This is a genomic window from Flavobacterium enshiense DK69, assembly GCF_000498495.1.
GTDB classification, from domain to species: Bacteria; Bacteroidota; Bacteroidia; order Flavobacteriales; family Flavobacteriaceae; genus Flavobacterium; species Flavobacterium enshiense.
Genome location: NZ_AVCS01000028.1, coordinates 256,027 through 272,457 on the forward strand (window position 1 = coordinate 256,027; position 16,431 = coordinate 272,457).

The 16,431-nt window shown below is 34.4% G+C and carries 16 protein-coding genes and 1 pseudogene; 16 read left to right on the plus strand and 1 reads right to left on the minus strand.

Features of this window, described 5'->3' with window-relative positions; genetic code table 11:
* Positions 1-117 precede the first annotated feature (117 nt).
* The 3 genes from FEDK69T_RS14455 to FEDK69T_RS16160 all read left to right on the plus strand — a co-directional run bounded on the left by FEDK69T_RS14455 (position 118) and on the right by FEDK69T_RS16160 (position 5,835).
* The gene (locus FEDK69T_RS14455; protein WP_023574926.1) at positions 118-1,704 is read left to right on the plus strand and encodes a hypothetical protein; all 1,587 of its coding nucleotides are present in this window, start codon (positions 118-120) and stop codon (positions 1,702-1,704) included.
* 341 nt (positions 1,705-2,045) lie between these two features.
* Positions 2,046-5,621: a galactose oxidase early set domain-containing protein gene (locus FEDK69T_RS14460; protein ID WP_023574927.1), complete on the plus strand. Its 3,576-nt coding sequence runs from the start codon at positions 2,046-2,048 to the stop codon at positions 5,619-5,621.
* A 79-nt stretch (positions 5,622-5,700) separates the two neighbouring features.
* Entirely contained in the window at positions 5,701-5,835 is a 135-nt protein-coding gene (locus FEDK69T_RS16160) for a hypothetical protein (protein ID WP_023574928.1), read from the plus strand.
* A gap of 74 nt (positions 5,836-5,909) precedes the next feature.
* Here FEDK69T_RS16160 and FEDK69T_RS16125 read toward each other — a convergent pair.
* Positions 5,910-6,017: pseudogene (locus tag FEDK69T_RS16125) on the minus strand (carboxylating nicotinate-nucleotide diphosphorylase); the annotation flags it as partial.
* Between the two features lie 163 nt (positions 6,018-6,180).
* Here FEDK69T_RS16125 and FEDK69T_RS14465 point away from each other — a divergent pair.
* The 13 genes from FEDK69T_RS14465 to FEDK69T_RS14520 all read left to right on the plus strand — a co-directional run bounded on the left by FEDK69T_RS14465 (position 6,181) and on the right by FEDK69T_RS14520 (position 16,388).
* Positions 6,181-7,251 (plus strand): tyrosine-type recombinase/integrase, encoded by a 1,071-nt coding sequence (locus FEDK69T_RS14465; RefSeq protein ID WP_023574929.1) that lies wholly within the window; start codon positions 6,181-6,183, stop codon positions 7,249-7,251.
* A 233-nt stretch (positions 7,252-7,484) separates the two neighbouring features.
* Entirely contained in the window at positions 7,485-7,913 is a 429-nt protein-coding gene (locus tag FEDK69T_RS14470; RefSeq protein WP_023574930.1) for a hypothetical protein, read from the plus strand.
* Between the two features lie 199 nt (positions 7,914-8,112).
* A complete protein-coding gene (locus FEDK69T_RS14475; protein WP_023574931.1) occupies positions 8,113-9,354 on the plus strand; it encodes a hypothetical protein in 1,242 nt (413 codons plus the stop codon).
* Between the two features lie 233 nt (positions 9,355-9,587).
* A complete protein-coding gene (locus FEDK69T_RS14480) occupies positions 9,588-10,190 on the plus strand; it encodes a hypothetical protein (protein ID WP_023574933.1) in 603 nt (200 codons plus the stop codon).
* Positions 10,191-10,904: 714 nt separating this feature from the next.
* Positions 10,905-11,333 (plus strand): hypothetical protein, encoded by a 429-nt coding sequence (locus FEDK69T_RS14485; RefSeq protein ID WP_035656435.1) that lies wholly within the window; start codon positions 10,905-10,907, stop codon positions 11,331-11,333.
* Positions 11,334-11,551: 218 nt separating this feature from the next.
* Positions 11,552-11,926: an ArsR/SmtB family transcription factor gene (locus FEDK69T_RS14490; protein ID WP_026728957.1), complete on the plus strand. Its 375-nt coding sequence runs from the start codon at positions 11,552-11,554 to the stop codon at positions 11,924-11,926.
* Positions 11,923-12,522, plus strand: a complete 600-nt coding sequence (merTP, locus tag FEDK69T_RS14495; RefSeq protein WP_035630394.1) for a mercuric transport protein MerTP — start codon at positions 11,923-11,925, stop codon at positions 12,520-12,522. The genes FEDK69T_RS14490 and merTP overlap by 4 nt, the downstream gene beginning before the upstream one ends.
* 1 nt (position 12,523) lies before the next feature.
* Positions 12,524-12,730: a GDCCVxC domain-containing (seleno)protein gene (locus FEDK69T_RS16130; protein ID WP_069796431.1), complete on the plus strand. Its 207-nt coding sequence runs from the start codon at positions 12,524-12,526 to the stop codon at positions 12,728-12,730.
* 198 nt (positions 12,731-12,928) lie between these two features.
* A complete protein-coding gene (locus tag FEDK69T_RS14500) occupies positions 12,929-13,351 on the plus strand; it encodes a hypothetical protein (RefSeq protein ID WP_023574937.1) in 423 nt (140 codons plus the stop codon).
* 182 nt (positions 13,352-13,533) lie between these two features.
* Entirely contained in the window at positions 13,534-14,178 is a 645-nt protein-coding gene (locus tag FEDK69T_RS14505) for a hypothetical protein (protein WP_035630389.1), read from the plus strand.
* A gap of 202 nt (positions 14,179-14,380) precedes the next feature.
* Positions 14,381-14,875, plus strand: coding sequence for a hypothetical protein (locus FEDK69T_RS14510; RefSeq protein WP_023574940.1), 495 nt, complete (start codon positions 14,381-14,383; stop codon positions 14,873-14,875).
* Between the two features lie 6 nt (positions 14,876-14,881).
* A complete protein-coding gene (locus FEDK69T_RS14515; RefSeq protein WP_023574941.1) occupies positions 14,882-15,604 on the plus strand; it encodes a hypothetical protein in 723 nt (240 codons plus the stop codon).
* Between the two features lie 172 nt (positions 15,605-15,776).
* A complete protein-coding gene (locus FEDK69T_RS14520) occupies positions 15,777-16,388 on the plus strand; it encodes a DUF3828 domain-containing protein (RefSeq protein WP_117612555.1) in 612 nt (203 codons plus the stop codon).
* Positions 16,389-16,431 lie beyond the last annotated feature (43 nt).

Below are 16,431 nucleotides of genomic sequence, written 5' to 3' on the forward strand. Positions count from 1 at the left end.
TCATAAAGCTGGCAGGACGTTATACATTATACTGAAGCAAAATATTGCCTAATAATAAAAATTTAAAAAAGGAGTAAGCTGAAAATCCGATCAAGAGTAGGCATAAAATTAAGAGCAATGAAAAATGATTTAGAAATTAAATTTAGAACTGTTGCATCAGTTTCAGATGAACAGATTCAGTCAATTATCGACTCGCCATCGGTTAATGAGTATCTAAAGGGATGCAAATACCGTATTTTATCAACCCATTTTTTCGATAGAGATAAAAAAGAAAAAGACCTTAAGGAATGCCAGAGTAATTTTTCAGATTTTAACCAAATAACCGTATATAATTATACCCACAACCGTTGTTTGCTTATCAAAATCAAATCGTGGAAAACAAAAGCAGTTGAAATTACTGAATCCGTTTTTCAGCCTGAACCCAATGACGAAGAATTCGAAGAAGCGGTAAATCTGCTTCTGAAAAAACACAAGGACATAAAAACCTATCTTGATGAAAAATCTGTACGGATATACAAACCCATGCCTCCAACTTTAGATATCCCCTTGCCTGATGGTGAAATTCAAAGAACAGTCAATGTTGGGATTTCCTCTGATACGAAAAAAATAAGGAATGAAATTGTTGGTGTAAATATGATAACTCATGATATACACCAATTTGAAAATGGTGCACCTTTTGGCGCTCATGCCGATAGTGGTCATTGTGGTCTTCCCGATGCGAACCAACCAACTACAAATCGTGGAACTTCTGGCAAATGCTGGGTAACAGTTACCCAAGCAGGTAAAGTTATTTGGAAATTTTTGGTAATACGGCCTTCTGCTTCTTCCGGCACTAAAGGATCAGGTATTGAACTAAAATATGTTGATTATAAAGGGAAACGTGTTTTATATCAAGCCCATGTACCTATTCTGAATGTACTCTATGACATTCCTCCCTGTGGACCTTTCAGAGACTGGCAACATCAGGAGGGCATGTTCAATGCTGTTGGAAAAGATATTGCGCCCGGAATTAGACTTTGCAGTACCCCTGCAACAACCATACTTGACACGGATAATGATTCGGGAAATTTCAAGGGGGTTGCCATATATGTTAAGGGCCAGGAAGTGGTTTTAGTAAGCGAAATGGAAGCTGGCTGGTATCGATATGTTAGCGAGTGGAGACTTCATGCAGACGGCACGATACGTCCGCGATTTGGTTTTGGAGCTGTGCAAAACAGTTGTGTTTGCAATAAACATCATCATCATGTTTACTGGAGATTTGATTTTGATATTGAAACACCTGGCAATAATCTTGTTCAGGAATTCAATGACCCTATCTTGGTTGGGAATTCCAAATGGCACAATAAATCTTTTGAAATAAGAAGGCCGAAAGACAGCAGTAGAAAAAGAAAATGGAAAATAAGTAATACCCGATCCGGTTCAGCTTATGAAATTATTCCCGGAGATAAAGATGGCAAAGCAGATAGTTTTGGTGTTGGCGATTTATGGGTTTTACGATACCATGGAGGATCGGAAATAGATGATGGGATCACTGTAGTTGGTGGTACACCTGCACAATGCATGGCACATATCGACAAATTTGTCAATGGGGAATCTATTGTCAATAAAGATGTCGTGGTTTGGTATGCCGCTCACTTTACGCACGATTTGAAAGTTGAAACGGGGCATATTGTAGGTCCTACTTTAAAATGTGTCAAATGGTAATGCTCGCCCTTCATTGTCATATATCAATAACCATGATCTTTTAGAGACGCCAATTTTATTGCTTTACAATGTACTTCAACACATAAAAAAAACAATTGACAATATGTTGTAGCTCGAACTCACAACATCGGTTTTGCAATAGAGCGGCCAATGTATTTTGCATAAAAGTTTGTACAAAGTTCAACAATTGTGCTCCGTATGAACATTAGTGCTAAAAAGTTCCACCATCGCAAAGCCGCAAAACGTTGTGCATCATGCGTCGACAACCAATGAAACTCAAAAATGTAAAAGTATATCGCAGCAGTTTAACCTAAGCATATTAATCTCAAAAAAAAAATACTATGGCAACATTTGAATTAATACCAGCAAACTCGGAAATTCTTGCTATTCATGCAGCACTCTTGCCGATAGGCCCCAAAGGTAAAGTCATTATTTTTGGTGGTGATGAACACAATCAGGCGCAGGCAGGCCGGGATGCTTACCCGGCTAATCCGACAGATGTTGATAACACCAGAATCTATGATGCGGATACAAAAACAATAATAGGCTGTACATCCCCTACAACAGATGTGTTTTGCAGCGGACATGCTTTTTTAGGCGATGGACGGCTTGTCATTGGAGGAGGAACAGAATCTTGGGAAGGAGGTGCCGGTCCTGGTGGAGGTCATGGGCATGGCTTAGGAAATTTTGGAGGACATCAGGCTTGTTGGGTTTATAATTACTTAAGAAATAACTGGGATCGCATCGCTGATTTCAACTTTGATAATACATTCTGTAAAACAGGTGGAGGAAGATGGTACCCCACTCTTTTAACCCTTCCTAATGGAGACTTGATTGCATTTTCAGGTCATCCCAGCAGAAGAAGTGACAATTGGCACAATAATGATATTCCAGAAAAATATAGTCAGACATCACAGAGATGGAACTGGATAAAACCTACAGCTTCTGCACTTAATTTTTATCCAAGAATCTATTTAGTAAAAGGAGGACTGTTATTCATTTGTGTAGCAGAAGATGGAACCAGTCGTTTTTATAATCCCGTAACAGGTGATTTTGAAGGCGCTTCCGCCTCAGCTCCTGTGGAGGATATTTACACTGGATGGGATAACACATCAGTCCTTTTACCTTTATTACCTAATGAAAATTACCGGGCTCGAATATTAATGTGTAATGATGTTAATCCTAAAAAAATTGATTTGGAAGCGGCAACACTTGGATGGCAAAATGCAGGGACAAGAACAGGGGCTGCAGCAGGTAAGGTACGTAAATTCGGTATCTCCACGATATTGCCTAATGGGGAAATTTTAGTGCTTGGAGGCGTTGATAATTCTGGACTGGATACAACTGCTGTATTGGAACCGGAAGTATATGAGCCGGGAATCAATTGGAGTACCGGAACATATTCCAATGTTGAAAGTTGGCAATCGCTGGCAGCAGACCCAAATAGCGTTGCACGTAATTACCACTCCACCAATATACTACTTCCAGACGGCAGTGTATTTACAGCTGGTTCCAGTCATAATGTAAGTTCAGGAGACCCTGCAACTGTTGGAGAAATGCGAATGGTAATCTTTAAACCTGATTATTTCGACAATCCCTCAAGGCCAACCTTAAATTCAACTGCTGTTAGCACCACTTATGGAAAACAAATAAGTATTGACACCCCAGATGCCGGCAATATTCAACGAGTTGCTTTAATTCGTAATGGTTCAAACACACATGCCTTCAATCCAGATCAGCGTTATGTAGGCTTAAACTTTATCAAGTTTAGCGCTGACAAATTAATCGCTTCCATTCCAACAGATCCCTCTGTATTGCCTCCAGGTTATTATATGCTGTGGATTATTAATAATGCAGGACTACCGTGCAGACTTGCAAAATTTATTCGTATTGCTTTTCAAAACTGTGAGATAATTACAGACCATAGCACCTTTTCTGTTTTGGAAATAGATGCCCAACCTGTAGGAAATGCAGTATTTCAAAATGCCTTTTACGTGGTTTATGACGGGTTTCTCCCCTCAGAGTTAAACAATTTTAGTGTTGCACCGAACATAACCTTTAATGCAGTTATTGGAGGAGCATCTATTGCCGACATGTCCGCAATACATGTTGACACCTTATATGAAAACCCATCGCTTCCACCTGATGTACCACAAAAAGTAACTTTTGTTTTCAATATAAGATTCACTTCCAACAATGCTTTCAGTTTTGCAGAGTTATCAAAAGATGTAAGAATTTCAGCTACACTGTTACAAAATACCTGTGAAGCAATTGTCAATTTAACTAAAGCCCCTAATCCATATATGGTTGATGGTTCCACATCATGGCTAAGTGTTGACTTGAGAGTATTCCAAATGAAAGAGGGCGGTCCTACACGAGCCACTATCGCTCAAGGTTCTTCTGGTAACATATTTATAGGGCAACTCCTTGACAGATTTAATGATAGGAGCATCTATACTACCGATGAGTTTCACCCATTTAATGACATAAGCACAGATCTTAATACAAGCCAATTAGAATGGCTGGAAACTTCGGAAGGTGTAAGGGTATTTAATTATGCGGTTGCGAAAGTACGTTATAAAGCACCGGTTCCTACACCTCCTTCAGGAGCAAATGATGCAATAAATGTAAAAGTATTTTTCAGGCTTTTTAATGCAGCTATAACGAATGCGATTTACAATCCGAATGGTAATTATAATAAGGCCGGAACAGGCGGAAATACAATTAGTGTAATAGGCAAGGAAGGCGGCTTAATTACTTCAATTCCTTTTTTTGCCGAGCCGCGCGTAAACTATTCTGCTTCACTGATGGCTTCTCAAACAGATCCGAGAAATATGAAAACTTTACCTGCAAAAGGCAATGTTGAATCAGTTGTATATTTTGGCTGCTGGCTTGATTTTAATCAACCTGGTCAAATGATACCGGTTAATGAGGACGCCACACATGCAACATCTCTTGTAAATCTGCAAACAAGTGTTAGAGGAATTCACCCTTGTTTAATAGCCGAAATTTATTTTGAAGATGATCCAACTCGCGTTGGCGCGACACCGGGCTCAAGTGATAATTTATCTCAGCGAAATCTGGTCATTGCCCACTCTGATAACCCTGGCAGCTTATCTACTCACACCGTACAGCATACATTTGAAATAAAACCATCTCAATTCAGCTTACCAACGAATCATCACGGACATGAAATGCATATGGAAGCTTTTGATGCTCGTAAGCAACGAAGAGGCCCGGATTTTTTAATCATCCACTGGAATAACCTGCCAAGAGACAGTAAAATAGTTGTTTATATGCCCGATGTAAAAACAGATGATATTCTAGCTCTTGAAGACTATGCTCGGCTTTCTCCAACAAAAATTAAAAAGGAGGATGAAAACAGTTTCAGTTTCATTAGTTCGGATATTAATTATATTCCGGTTCCTGGAGGCTTCCAAAAAAATATCCCTGGATTACTTACTATAGAATTGCCAAACAATATTGTGAAAGGGCAATTATTTAAAGTACTTGTACAGCAGGCAAGATTTTACGGCAATGCTCGAAGAATAATAGGAAGTTTTCAATTTAATATTCCTGTCAGCACCGCCGAACGTATACTTAAAATAGAGATGAGGAATCTTTCGATACTGCAATACGTTCGACAAACAATGGCAACAACAGATCCATGGAGATTGATATTCGACAGGTATATAACAGGGGTTTCTGATAAGGTAGATGGTTTAGGAGGCAATGCCTCTAACGTTCCGGCAGCTCCGGATGACCGATGGCTTTACAATATTGACAAAGATTTACCAATGGCTGACACTATCATTAAGTTATTTAACCATTGCTGTAAAAGGATTTCATTTTTACTACTGATTATATTTGTGATTTTGGCAATATTGCTGATATATCTTATTCTAAAAACTGAATAGACAAATTAAACAACAGCACGGACACACAACGACATATTGGTAATAGGTGGACTAAAGGAATCAATGAAACATTTTGGAAATGAGTTCGTGGGCAGAAAATCCCATCTATATCCAATATGTGGCTGTTAGTGTCAATACTGTGAAAACAAACAAACCAAAAATGATTTACAGACAAACAACGATACATGATAAGAGTTACAACATAAGAGCCTAGGAACATTTGCCCAAAATATTCACATTAAGAAATTATCCGTAAACTGACTAAGAAGGTTTAACTTCAGGTACAAGAGCCGGAATACAGGCTAACAAACTATGATTACCATTACCCACATCTTTCCTGATGGGATTTGTTATTATTATTTCGAGCCCCTTTTGAAACTGAACTTCTGAAATCATAATTAAACTATTTAATTGATAATATAAAACATATTTTTAATCTCACAGCATTATTCAACCATGTTTTACGCTATTTTACAGCCATTTCTCGACAAAAAACAACTATTTAAAAGTAAGATTTTACATGTATTTTTATTATTTTTGCTAATTAACTATACGCCTTATGAAAGATTTTACGCCTTTTACTTTTACTTTAGAAGAATATAACGGTCAGAAGGTTATCTTCATCCAATTTGACTATAATAAAACACTTAAAAATCAGATAAAAGAACTAAAGGGGGCCTGCTGGAATTCCAAATTACAAACATGGTATGTACCTGATACTGTTGAATACAGAACACTTTTTAATCTGCCGGAGGTGTATACAGTTGGCAAGCGCGTGCTCTCGAAAATTTCAGACCGTAATCGTGATGAAATAGACCGTTTGATACTACAACTTAAATTGAAGGGCTACAGTCCGAATACTATTCGATCCTATGTGAACGAGTTTGCGCAATACCTTTATTTTTTAAAAGATAATCCGGCCCAGGAATGTGGTGAGAAAGAAGTGCGCAGTTATCTGATTTATTGCATTGATGACCTCCGATTAACCGAAAACACACTGCACAGCAGAATCAACGCAGTAAAGTTCTACTATGAAAAAGTTCTGTTTCAGGAAAAGATTTTCCTGGAGATTCCGCGACCAAAGAAGCAAAGCAAACTGCCAAAAGCACTCAACATGCATGAAGTGCGTAAAATTCTTGATGCCACAGAAAATTTAAAACACAATACTATGCTCAAGCTCTGTTATGGCATGGGATTGAGGCTGAGCGAAATAGTCAACTTAAAAATAGCGAACATAGACAGTAAAAACATGCGGGTACATATTGAACGAGGTAAAGGAAAAAAAGACCGTTTTGTAAATTTACCCGATAGTGTACTCGAGCAGCTTCGCTCCTACTATATTGAATACAAACCAAAAGTTTATTTATTTGAAGGACAATACGGTGGACAGTACAGTTCCCGTGCCGTGCAAGAAGTTTTTAAGAAATCGTTGAATAAAGCCAATATCAGCAAAAAAGTAGGCATTCACAGCCTACGCCACAGTTTTGCCACCCATTTGCTGGAAAACGGCACCGACATAAGGTTCATACAGGAATTACTGGGACACAACGACCTTAAGACCACCTTTGTTTACACCCATGTTTCCGACAAAACTATCAGAAAAATCATTAGTCCTCTTGATAACTTATAATTAATTTCTATATTTGAAACTATCAGTGTGCTAAAAATATATTTTGAATATATTCAAAAAAACGAAATGCATTTTTCACAATATATTTTCACAACATACTGATTTTAAAGGAATTTATAAACAAATGTATTTAGTCTAGAACTGCGTATATACATGAGTTAGCAAACATTTAGGCATAACGAATCGTAAGTATTGTCGATACTGTGACGATTTTATAAAAAAATATCTAAAGAATGAAATTTTACTACTATTTATTATTCAGAATACACAAAACTTTATCTAAAAACAAAAACTATTCAGAGAAAGACATTGTTATTTTTACATCATTGATTTCCTCAATATATATACTCTTTTTGATGTTAACTATCTATTTCACTATAGATGTATTTTATTTACACGTTACAAATTATATAGACATCAATAAACTTTCATTTGTGTTTATTTTATTAGGAATCTCATATTTGAATTACTATTTCATCATTCGTAATAAAAAATATTTAGACCATAATTTTAATGAAGATAAAATGGGTGGTTATCTTATTATTGCATCATTAGGTATTATTTTTACAATCTTTATTATCATAGCAAATAAAAATAGAGAAAGATTAAATAATGATAGAAAAATTACATTTAATGAAAAGCAATTAAATCATACTCTGTAGAACAATTAAACGTCTGCTAACAGCGGTTTTAAGAAATGGCGGCTTTAGGGATATATCGGTAATGGTTAGTGTTTGCACTTCTCTCCTATTCTTCAACTTTTTTCTTTCAAACTTTTCGGTATATTTGTAAACATCAGTAACAAAATTCCGCCACTTCTTAAAGCCGGCGGGACGTTATGTGCAAGCTTAAAACAAAACTATGCCAATAATACACCTTGACAGCAACATTTACAGACAATTAGGCCTTAAATTCAAAGAGAATATTGATTACAAAAACCTCACGACTCTTTTGGAGGGTTCGGGTAGTGAATTTGGCTTACTTGAGGTTGTTCTAGAGGAGTTAATGGACTACTATAAAATTGATATTTTTGGTTCTATACTAACCGACCATGAAAAACTTTTTAAAAGGTATCAAGCAAATCCATATCTAGATGACATTGAAATTCCAGATACTTCGACTCCTTTAAATAAAGCAGTTGAAAAAATAAAAACAGATTTAACTGAAGGAAAAAATTTTTCAGAAATCCCTCTTGTTCATCCTAACTTACTGCTTGATTTTCTTTTGCAAAATAAACGGTTTGGTAAAAAAGATAATACTAGAGATTTTTTAATTTTTTATACTCTTGTTTCATTATGCAAAAAAAACAAAAGTGATTATTTTGTTTTAATATCTCAGGATGAAATATTTATAAATAATGATTTTTTTAAAAAAATTATAACAAAAGATAAAATAACAAATCTTAAGATATATCAATCTATTTCAGAATTCATAAAAGATTTTGGTCCAAAATTAGATTTTATTACTCAAGACCTATTACTTGAAAGCATTCATCTAGGAGAAATAGAAAAAGAGCTAATGAATGATATAAAATGTTTTCCATCGTACGTTAGTCAATTTTACTCCGAGAAAGAAGGAAAAGAAATCCCTGATATTGAAAGTCTAAAAATTGGTAAAATCGAGGTTCATGATTTTTATGTCTTTAAAAATTATGACACTAATACATTAACTCTAAATTTATCTTTAAAAGTAAATATAAAAGCTATTTATCAACCTGAAATAAAAAAGGATAAACTTGATGAATATTTGAGTTCATTGGATTACAATCCATACTCAAGACATAAAAATAATTTTGACAAAGATGGAAGAGCAATTTTTGAGGGCAACGTGTTATTCATATTTGAAGGCATAGTTGATGAAAAAAATAATTTAATTAATCAATTGTCATTTGTTGATTTTATTCCAGACTATTTTACAGTCGAAGAACTAAAAAAACAAATTGCTGACAAACAATTAGTAATTCTCGAAAATAATACTTGTCAACATGAATTAGATACTGAAAATGGATTTTGGAAAAATTCAAAATATGGAGGAGGGCTTTCTTGGCATTACAAATGTAAAAAATGTGGGATCGAATTCGATACTGGAGATTATTATGATTAAAAGCCAGCACATAACAGCGGTTTTGTGCAAGCGGGGTTTTTAGGGTTTATCGGTGGTGGTCAGTGTTTGCACTTTCTTCTTCGAAGTGAGGCTTTTTCTTTCAATCTTTTCGGTATATTTGTAAGCATCAGTAATAAAAATCCCCGCCTGACACAAAGCCGGCGGGACGTTGTAGGCAATTTAGCCAAACTGAAACTCGAAAAAGAATACTCAAAAAAATAAAAACAAATTATATGTCAAACGGTTTCGACTTAAAAGATATTGCAGAATTTTATTCAAAGAAAAGTGATTCAGATATAATACATATTGCAACTCAAAATGCAAGAGGTTTAAAACCTGGTGTTTTAGAAATTATAGAAAATGAAATAAAAAAAAGAAATTTAAATCCAAATATTCTTGAAGGTGCCAAAGCTCAAAACAAAGAATATTCATTGGAAGAAATAAACGAATTGTCTCAAAAATTGAGAAGTTTACCTTGTCCATTATGCGGAAGTAAAACTGCGAAACTTAATGGTACAATAATGCATACTGTTAAAAGTTTTATTGTCTTCTCAAGTTTTAGAAAAGAACCTATAATTGCCTGCCCAGATTGTTTAGATAAAAAAAATGAAGAATCTATAGCTTCAACAGCTTTATTAGGTTGGTGGGGAATTCCAGGGGGAATTTTGCAAACACCAATTTATATTTACAATAATATTAAAGAAAAGAAAGAAAACAGAGTTACAGAATCAAATGGAACATTGTTAGGTTTCACTTTGCAAAATGTTGGACAAATAGAAACTTATAAAGATGATGCAGAAAAATTAAAGCTGATAATAAAATACGTGAAAAAATAAACTGCCTACAACAGCGGTTTTCTGCAATGGCGGGTTTAGGGATTTATTTGGGATGGCTAGTGTTTGCATTTCTTCTTTAAACAGAAGTTTTTTCCTTACTACTTTTCGGTATATTTGTAAACGTCAGTAATAAAAAACCGCCACTGACAGAAAGCCGGCGGGACGTTAGCGGTAATTTTACAAAACTAAACTTTGAATTGGAATTAGGTGGAAAACATATAGATTTTATAATTGGATTATCAATATTCATAATCAAATTTGGACTATTAAGTTTTGTGCTAAATATTTTCTATTTTGTTTTATTTAAAAAAATCAAAATTATCTTTTCAACCTCTATAAAGTCACATTTAATATTATTTGGTTCATTACTTGTATTCATTAACTGTTTACAATCATTTGGCATAATAATACATGGATTTACTCCACCAGAACTAATTAAACAAATAATTTGGTCATCAATTATTATTTTAATCTTAATATTCCAATTAAGGTTACATTCTCATCTATTCAAAACCAAATTTTTAATATTACCTAATGGCAAATTCTTACTTATTTTTAATCAATTGTATTACTCAATTATCTTTATAATAATATTTATCAAGCTATTTCCTTTGAAAATGCTATAAAAACTACCGCTAACAGCGGTTTTGTGAAATTGGGGTTTTAGGCAAAATTTAATGGTAATTTTATATATTTGACTTCAGTTCTAATGGAATGGTTTGGGAACAAAAATCCCCAACTCCACAAAGCCGGCGGGACGTTAACGGCAACCGACGAGACGCGACGGTAAACAGCAGTCGCAAACAATTAAATAGCCAAAAAGTTCCTAACCGCACCTGGAAAACTCCTTACTGCAAGTTAAAACTCCTGACTGCAGATCTAAAACTCCTAACTACGGATGTAAAACTCATGACTGCGGATGTAAAACTCATGACTGCGGATGTAAAACTCCTGACTGCGGATGTAAAACTCATGACTGCGGATGTAAAACTCATGACTGCGGATGTAAAACTTCTGACTGCGGATGTAAAACTTCTGACTGCGGATGTAATACTCCTAACTGCAAAAAGAAATATAGGAACTCAAAGACGGCAGCCGTTAACAGCGGTTTTGTGCAAGTGGGGTTTGGTTGTGTATCTGTAATGGCCAGTGTTTGCACTTCCTCCTTTTTTTCAACTTTTTCTTTCAAACTTTTAGGTATATTTGTAAACATCAGTAACAAAAATCCCCACCTGCCACAAAGCCGGCGGGACGTTAGTGGCAAGGCTATGACGACACAACCCGTCAGACAAAATCGGGTTCTTTTTGACATTTTATATTTTAGCAGTTGCTTAAATAAACAAATTGACTACCTTTGTGCTATGGACAACAATTCTTGTATAAGACAACAAGCGGACATTAAACAAATAAACCGCTGTAAAGACCGAGTTTCAGAACTCAACGGCTCGTTTGACTATTTATCGAACGGACTTGAATTGGCAGGAAACAACGTAAGACTGAAAATTCTATTTCTGCTCTATGAAGAAAAACGACTTTGTGTTTGTGATATAAGCGACATTCTCGGTATGACAATTTCAGCAGTTTCACAACACTTGAGAAAACTCAAAGACAGAAAACTTATTGAAACCGAACGAGAAGCACAAACCATTTTTTACTCGTTGACAAAAGAGTATGAAAAAATGCTGAAACCGTTTTTCAAAATACTTGACGAAAACAAAATATTAGAAACATTATGAAAACAGACAACAAACTAATCGGAGCAGGACTTTTAACAGCAATTGCAGCTTCATTGTGTTGCATTACACCTGTCTTGGCTCTCATTGCAGGAACAAGCGGACTTGCTTCTACTTTTTCTTGGCTCGAACCTTTCAGACCGTATTTTATCGGTTTGACAATTTTGGTTCTTGGTTTTGCTTGGTATCAAAAGTTGAAACCTAAAAAGCAAATTGACTGCAACTGTGAGACAGAAGAAAAACCAAAATTCATTCAGTCAAAAATGTTTTTAGGAATTGTAACAGCATTTGCAATCGTTATGCTTGCCTTTCCATACTATTCAAGCATTTTCTACCCAAAGAAAGAAAAGCAAATCATAGTAGTGGACAAATCCAATATTCAAAAAGTAAAATTTACGATTAGCGGAATGACTTGTGCGAGTTGCGAAGAACACGTAAATCACGAAGTAAATAAATTGACAGGAATAATAAGTTCAAACGCTTCATATGAAAATGGAAATGCAATCATAGAATTTGACAACTCAAAAACAAATATTTCTGAAATCGAAAAAGCAATAAACTCAACAGGATATTCTGTAACCGACAAAAAAGAAAATTAAAATGGAAATCAAATTACAATCAACAATAACTTGCCCCAACTGCGGACATAAGAAAGAAGAAACAATGCCGACAGACGCTTGCCAATATTTTTACGAATGTGAAAAATGCAAACAAGTTCTAAAACCAAAACAAGGCGACTGCTGTGTTTATTGTAGCTACGGAAGTGTTGCTTGTCCACCAATTCAGCAGGACAAAAAATGTTGCTGACAGACGGAAAACAAAGAAGCCCAGCCACTAACAGCGGTTTGGCAAAAGTGGCGGTTCAGTGCTTCGTATGACAGTTTTTCGTAAATTTGAAGTGTGTGCTTCGTATGAACATTTGTGGTTAAATCGCCACCTTCGCCAAGCCGCAAAACGTTAGCCGTAATATTCGAAAAACGTAAACGTAAACCTAAAAATAATCAAATGAAAAAAAACTTAATTATTCCTATATTACTTTTACTAAGCAACACAATTTTCGCGCAAAGTAATAAATGTAACATCAAACAAATCCAACTTGAAACATATGACTTTGCAACCTCAAAATTAGAGTTGGTTCAAAAAGGTTTTTCTAACCTTGATGCATTAATACAATCGTCGATAGACATTAAAGATAAAAAAATTGAAAAAATTACTTACTACCTGATTTTACCCGAAAACTCATATAGTGGAGTAAATAAAAAAGAAATTACAGTTTGGGATGGATTACATAAATTTATTTTTGAAAAAGTAAATTCTTGCATTAAAAACGATTCCGATTTTGAAAATACTTCAATGATAGTATTTCGAATACCTCTAAGCAAAGAAAATATTCAAATGGCAATTAATGAGGTGAATTCTAAAAAATAAATGGAAAATTAAATACTACGGCTAACAGCGGTTTTAAGAAATGGCGGGTTTAGGGATTTATCGGTAATGGACAGTGAATATTTTTCTTCTCCGAAGTGAGGCTTTTTCTTTCAATCTTTTCGGTATATTTGTAAACATCAGTTACAAATCATCCGCCACTTCTTAAAGCCGGCGGGACGTTAGTGGCAACTGCTGAAAAACGCAACTTAAAAGGAATGACCATCAATATAAAACTTTTAATTTATCTTGCTTTTGGATTTATAGCTTCAACTATAATCGGAACATTATCGCATGAATTTGGTCATTATTTAATCGCTGAAACATTAGGATATGACGCATCTATAAATTATGCTTCAACAAGTTACTCCAATAGCAAAGAATTTGTTGAGAATGATTCTTTTTGGATAACTCTTGGCGGTCCTTTAGAGACAATTATTACGGGAACAATTGGATTTACTTTTTTAATCGTAAATAGAAAATCATTTGAAAAAAGCGATAGATTAAATTTAAACCAATGGGTAATAATATTTATTTCTTTGTTTTGGTTAAGACAACTTGCTAATCTCTTTATGGGATTAACAGGCTTATTAAAAAGAGGCCATTTTTCTACTAGAAGTGATGAATCAAAGTTGGATTACTTTTTTAATCTCAAAACTGGAACAACTTTAAGCCTAACAGCAATTCTGGCGGCAATAATTTTAGCAATTATTGTCTATAAATTTATTCCTCGAAAACAATTATTCACATTTTTAATATCAGGGATTGTTGGTGGTATTAGCGGTTATTACTTATGGCTAGTTGCTTTTGGTAAAATCATATTGCCATAAATTGCAGCAGCCACTAACAGCGGTTTTGTGCAAGCGGGGTTTTGGGTGTTTATCGGTAATGGTCAGTGTTTGCACTTCCTTCATTCTTTGAAATTTTTTCTTTCAGACTTTTAGGTATATTTGTAAACATCAGTAATAAAAATCCCCGCCTGCCACAAAGCCGGCGGGACGTTAGCAGCAAGCATCAAAAACAATCCGCAAAATGAACGACCATAGAGATCTATTTGAAAATTTATTTGACGACGGTTTTGACTCCAACACTTTTAAAGTTGATAATTTAAAACTATATGATAAATACGAAAAAATAGACTTCAAAAAGATTCAAGAAATTTATATTTCACCCGAAACAGAAAGATTGAGTTTAAAAAACAAATTTGATAAACTAAAAAATGTGGATGGCTTTGTCCATCTTATTGATGGAATATCTCTTGAAATATCAAACGAAATAATTAAATATTTTAAGCTAAGAGACAAATCCATTGAAAAAATTACTTCAATAACAAAAGAAGAAGTTGAACATAATTTAGGAAAAGCGGATAAAGAATTAACTGAAGGAATTATGTGGGCTACAGGCTATGTTGTTGAATCAAGAGTTTTGGTTTATAACAAAGCAAAATTATTTATTCATATAGACAACGAGACAAATAGAATTTGTGAAATTCGTTACGGAGATGTTAACGAGAATGTTTATGATTAAAGAGAAATGCCAGCTGCTAACAGCGGTTTTGTGCAAGCGGGGGTTTGGGTGTTTATCGGTAATGGTCAGTGTTTGCACTTCTCTCCTATTTTTCAACTTTTTTCTTTCAGTCTTTTCGGTATATTTGTAAACATTAGTAATAAAAATCCCCGCCTGACACAAAGCCGGCGGGACGTTAGCCGTCATACTAACCAAAAAATGAGAATACCTAAAATGAGAATACCTACAATAATAAAGAGAATTGGAAATTATTTCTTCGCATTAATCTTAGCTATCGGTTGCATATTTGCCGGCGTTTTAGCTATTGAAACATCAAAATTAAATCTTAACCAACTAGATGTTTTTACAGGGAAGATTATTGAGAAAGGTATCACAAGTAATAGTTCAAATGTTAGTGGAAAAGGCGAAATCAGATCCGATGTTTTTTTTGTAAAACTTGAAGGACTAAATCAAATCTTAGCCACTTATAATCCAAAAAAAGATTATGAAAAACTAAATCAGAGTTTAAGTGTTGGTGATATTATAAAAGTATACTTTAGAAAATCAAATAGCACGAACAAAGCTAATATTGCTACATTCCAAATCGAAAAAAATAACGAAATAATACTCAACAAAGATGATTATCAATCTCGCGAGGGAATTGCTGGGTATTTTATGATAATTGGTGGAATCGTTTTAGTAGGATTAGCTGTCTATGGAGACAGAAAACATTATTGGAAGAAAAAGTAAGTACGTCGGCTAACAGCGGTTTTGTGAAAGTGGGGTTTTAAGGCAAAATTTAAAGGTTATTTTATATATTTGACTTCAGTCTTAATGGAAAGGTTTGGGAACAAAAATCCCCACCTCCACAAAGCCGGCGGGACGTTGTGCGATATTTTACCCAAACTAAACGTAAACTAAAATGAAAAATAAACTATTTGTAGTAATGCTAATTTCAATATTTGTTTTATCGTGCGAAGAAAACAAAAAATCAGAAAATAAAATTTCTGAAAATATTGGCGTTATTAAAACCGAAAATAACCAAAATGAAGACTTAAAAAAACAAATAACAGAATTCATAACGTGGTACGGAAAAAACGAGAAAAAACTACACGAGTTTGAATTAGTAAATAATTCATACAATGAAATTATAGACTCTACAAAATTTTACTCTGTGAATTTTGAAAATACTGAAAAATACTTATCTGAATTTAGAAAAAGTGGTTTGTTCTCAGAAAGATATATTGAAAATCAAAGAAGGTATTTTAAAGAATGTGAAAAAAACTTAATTGCATATCCTGAAAATGATGGCCCTCCTTCAGGTTTCGATCATGACATTGTAATGAAATCACAAGATTTTGTAATGGAAGAGTTAATCCGAGATTTAAAAGTTGAAAATGTTCAAATTTTAAATAAAACGGCTAAGTTAACAGCTAATTTTGGCTATGACTATAAACTTCAAATTACATTATCAGAAGAAAATAAAATTTGGAAAATCGACAATATCGAAAGATTAGGTTTTGAGGAAAATTAAAAAACATCGCACAACAGCGGTTTTCTGCAATGGCGGGTTTAGG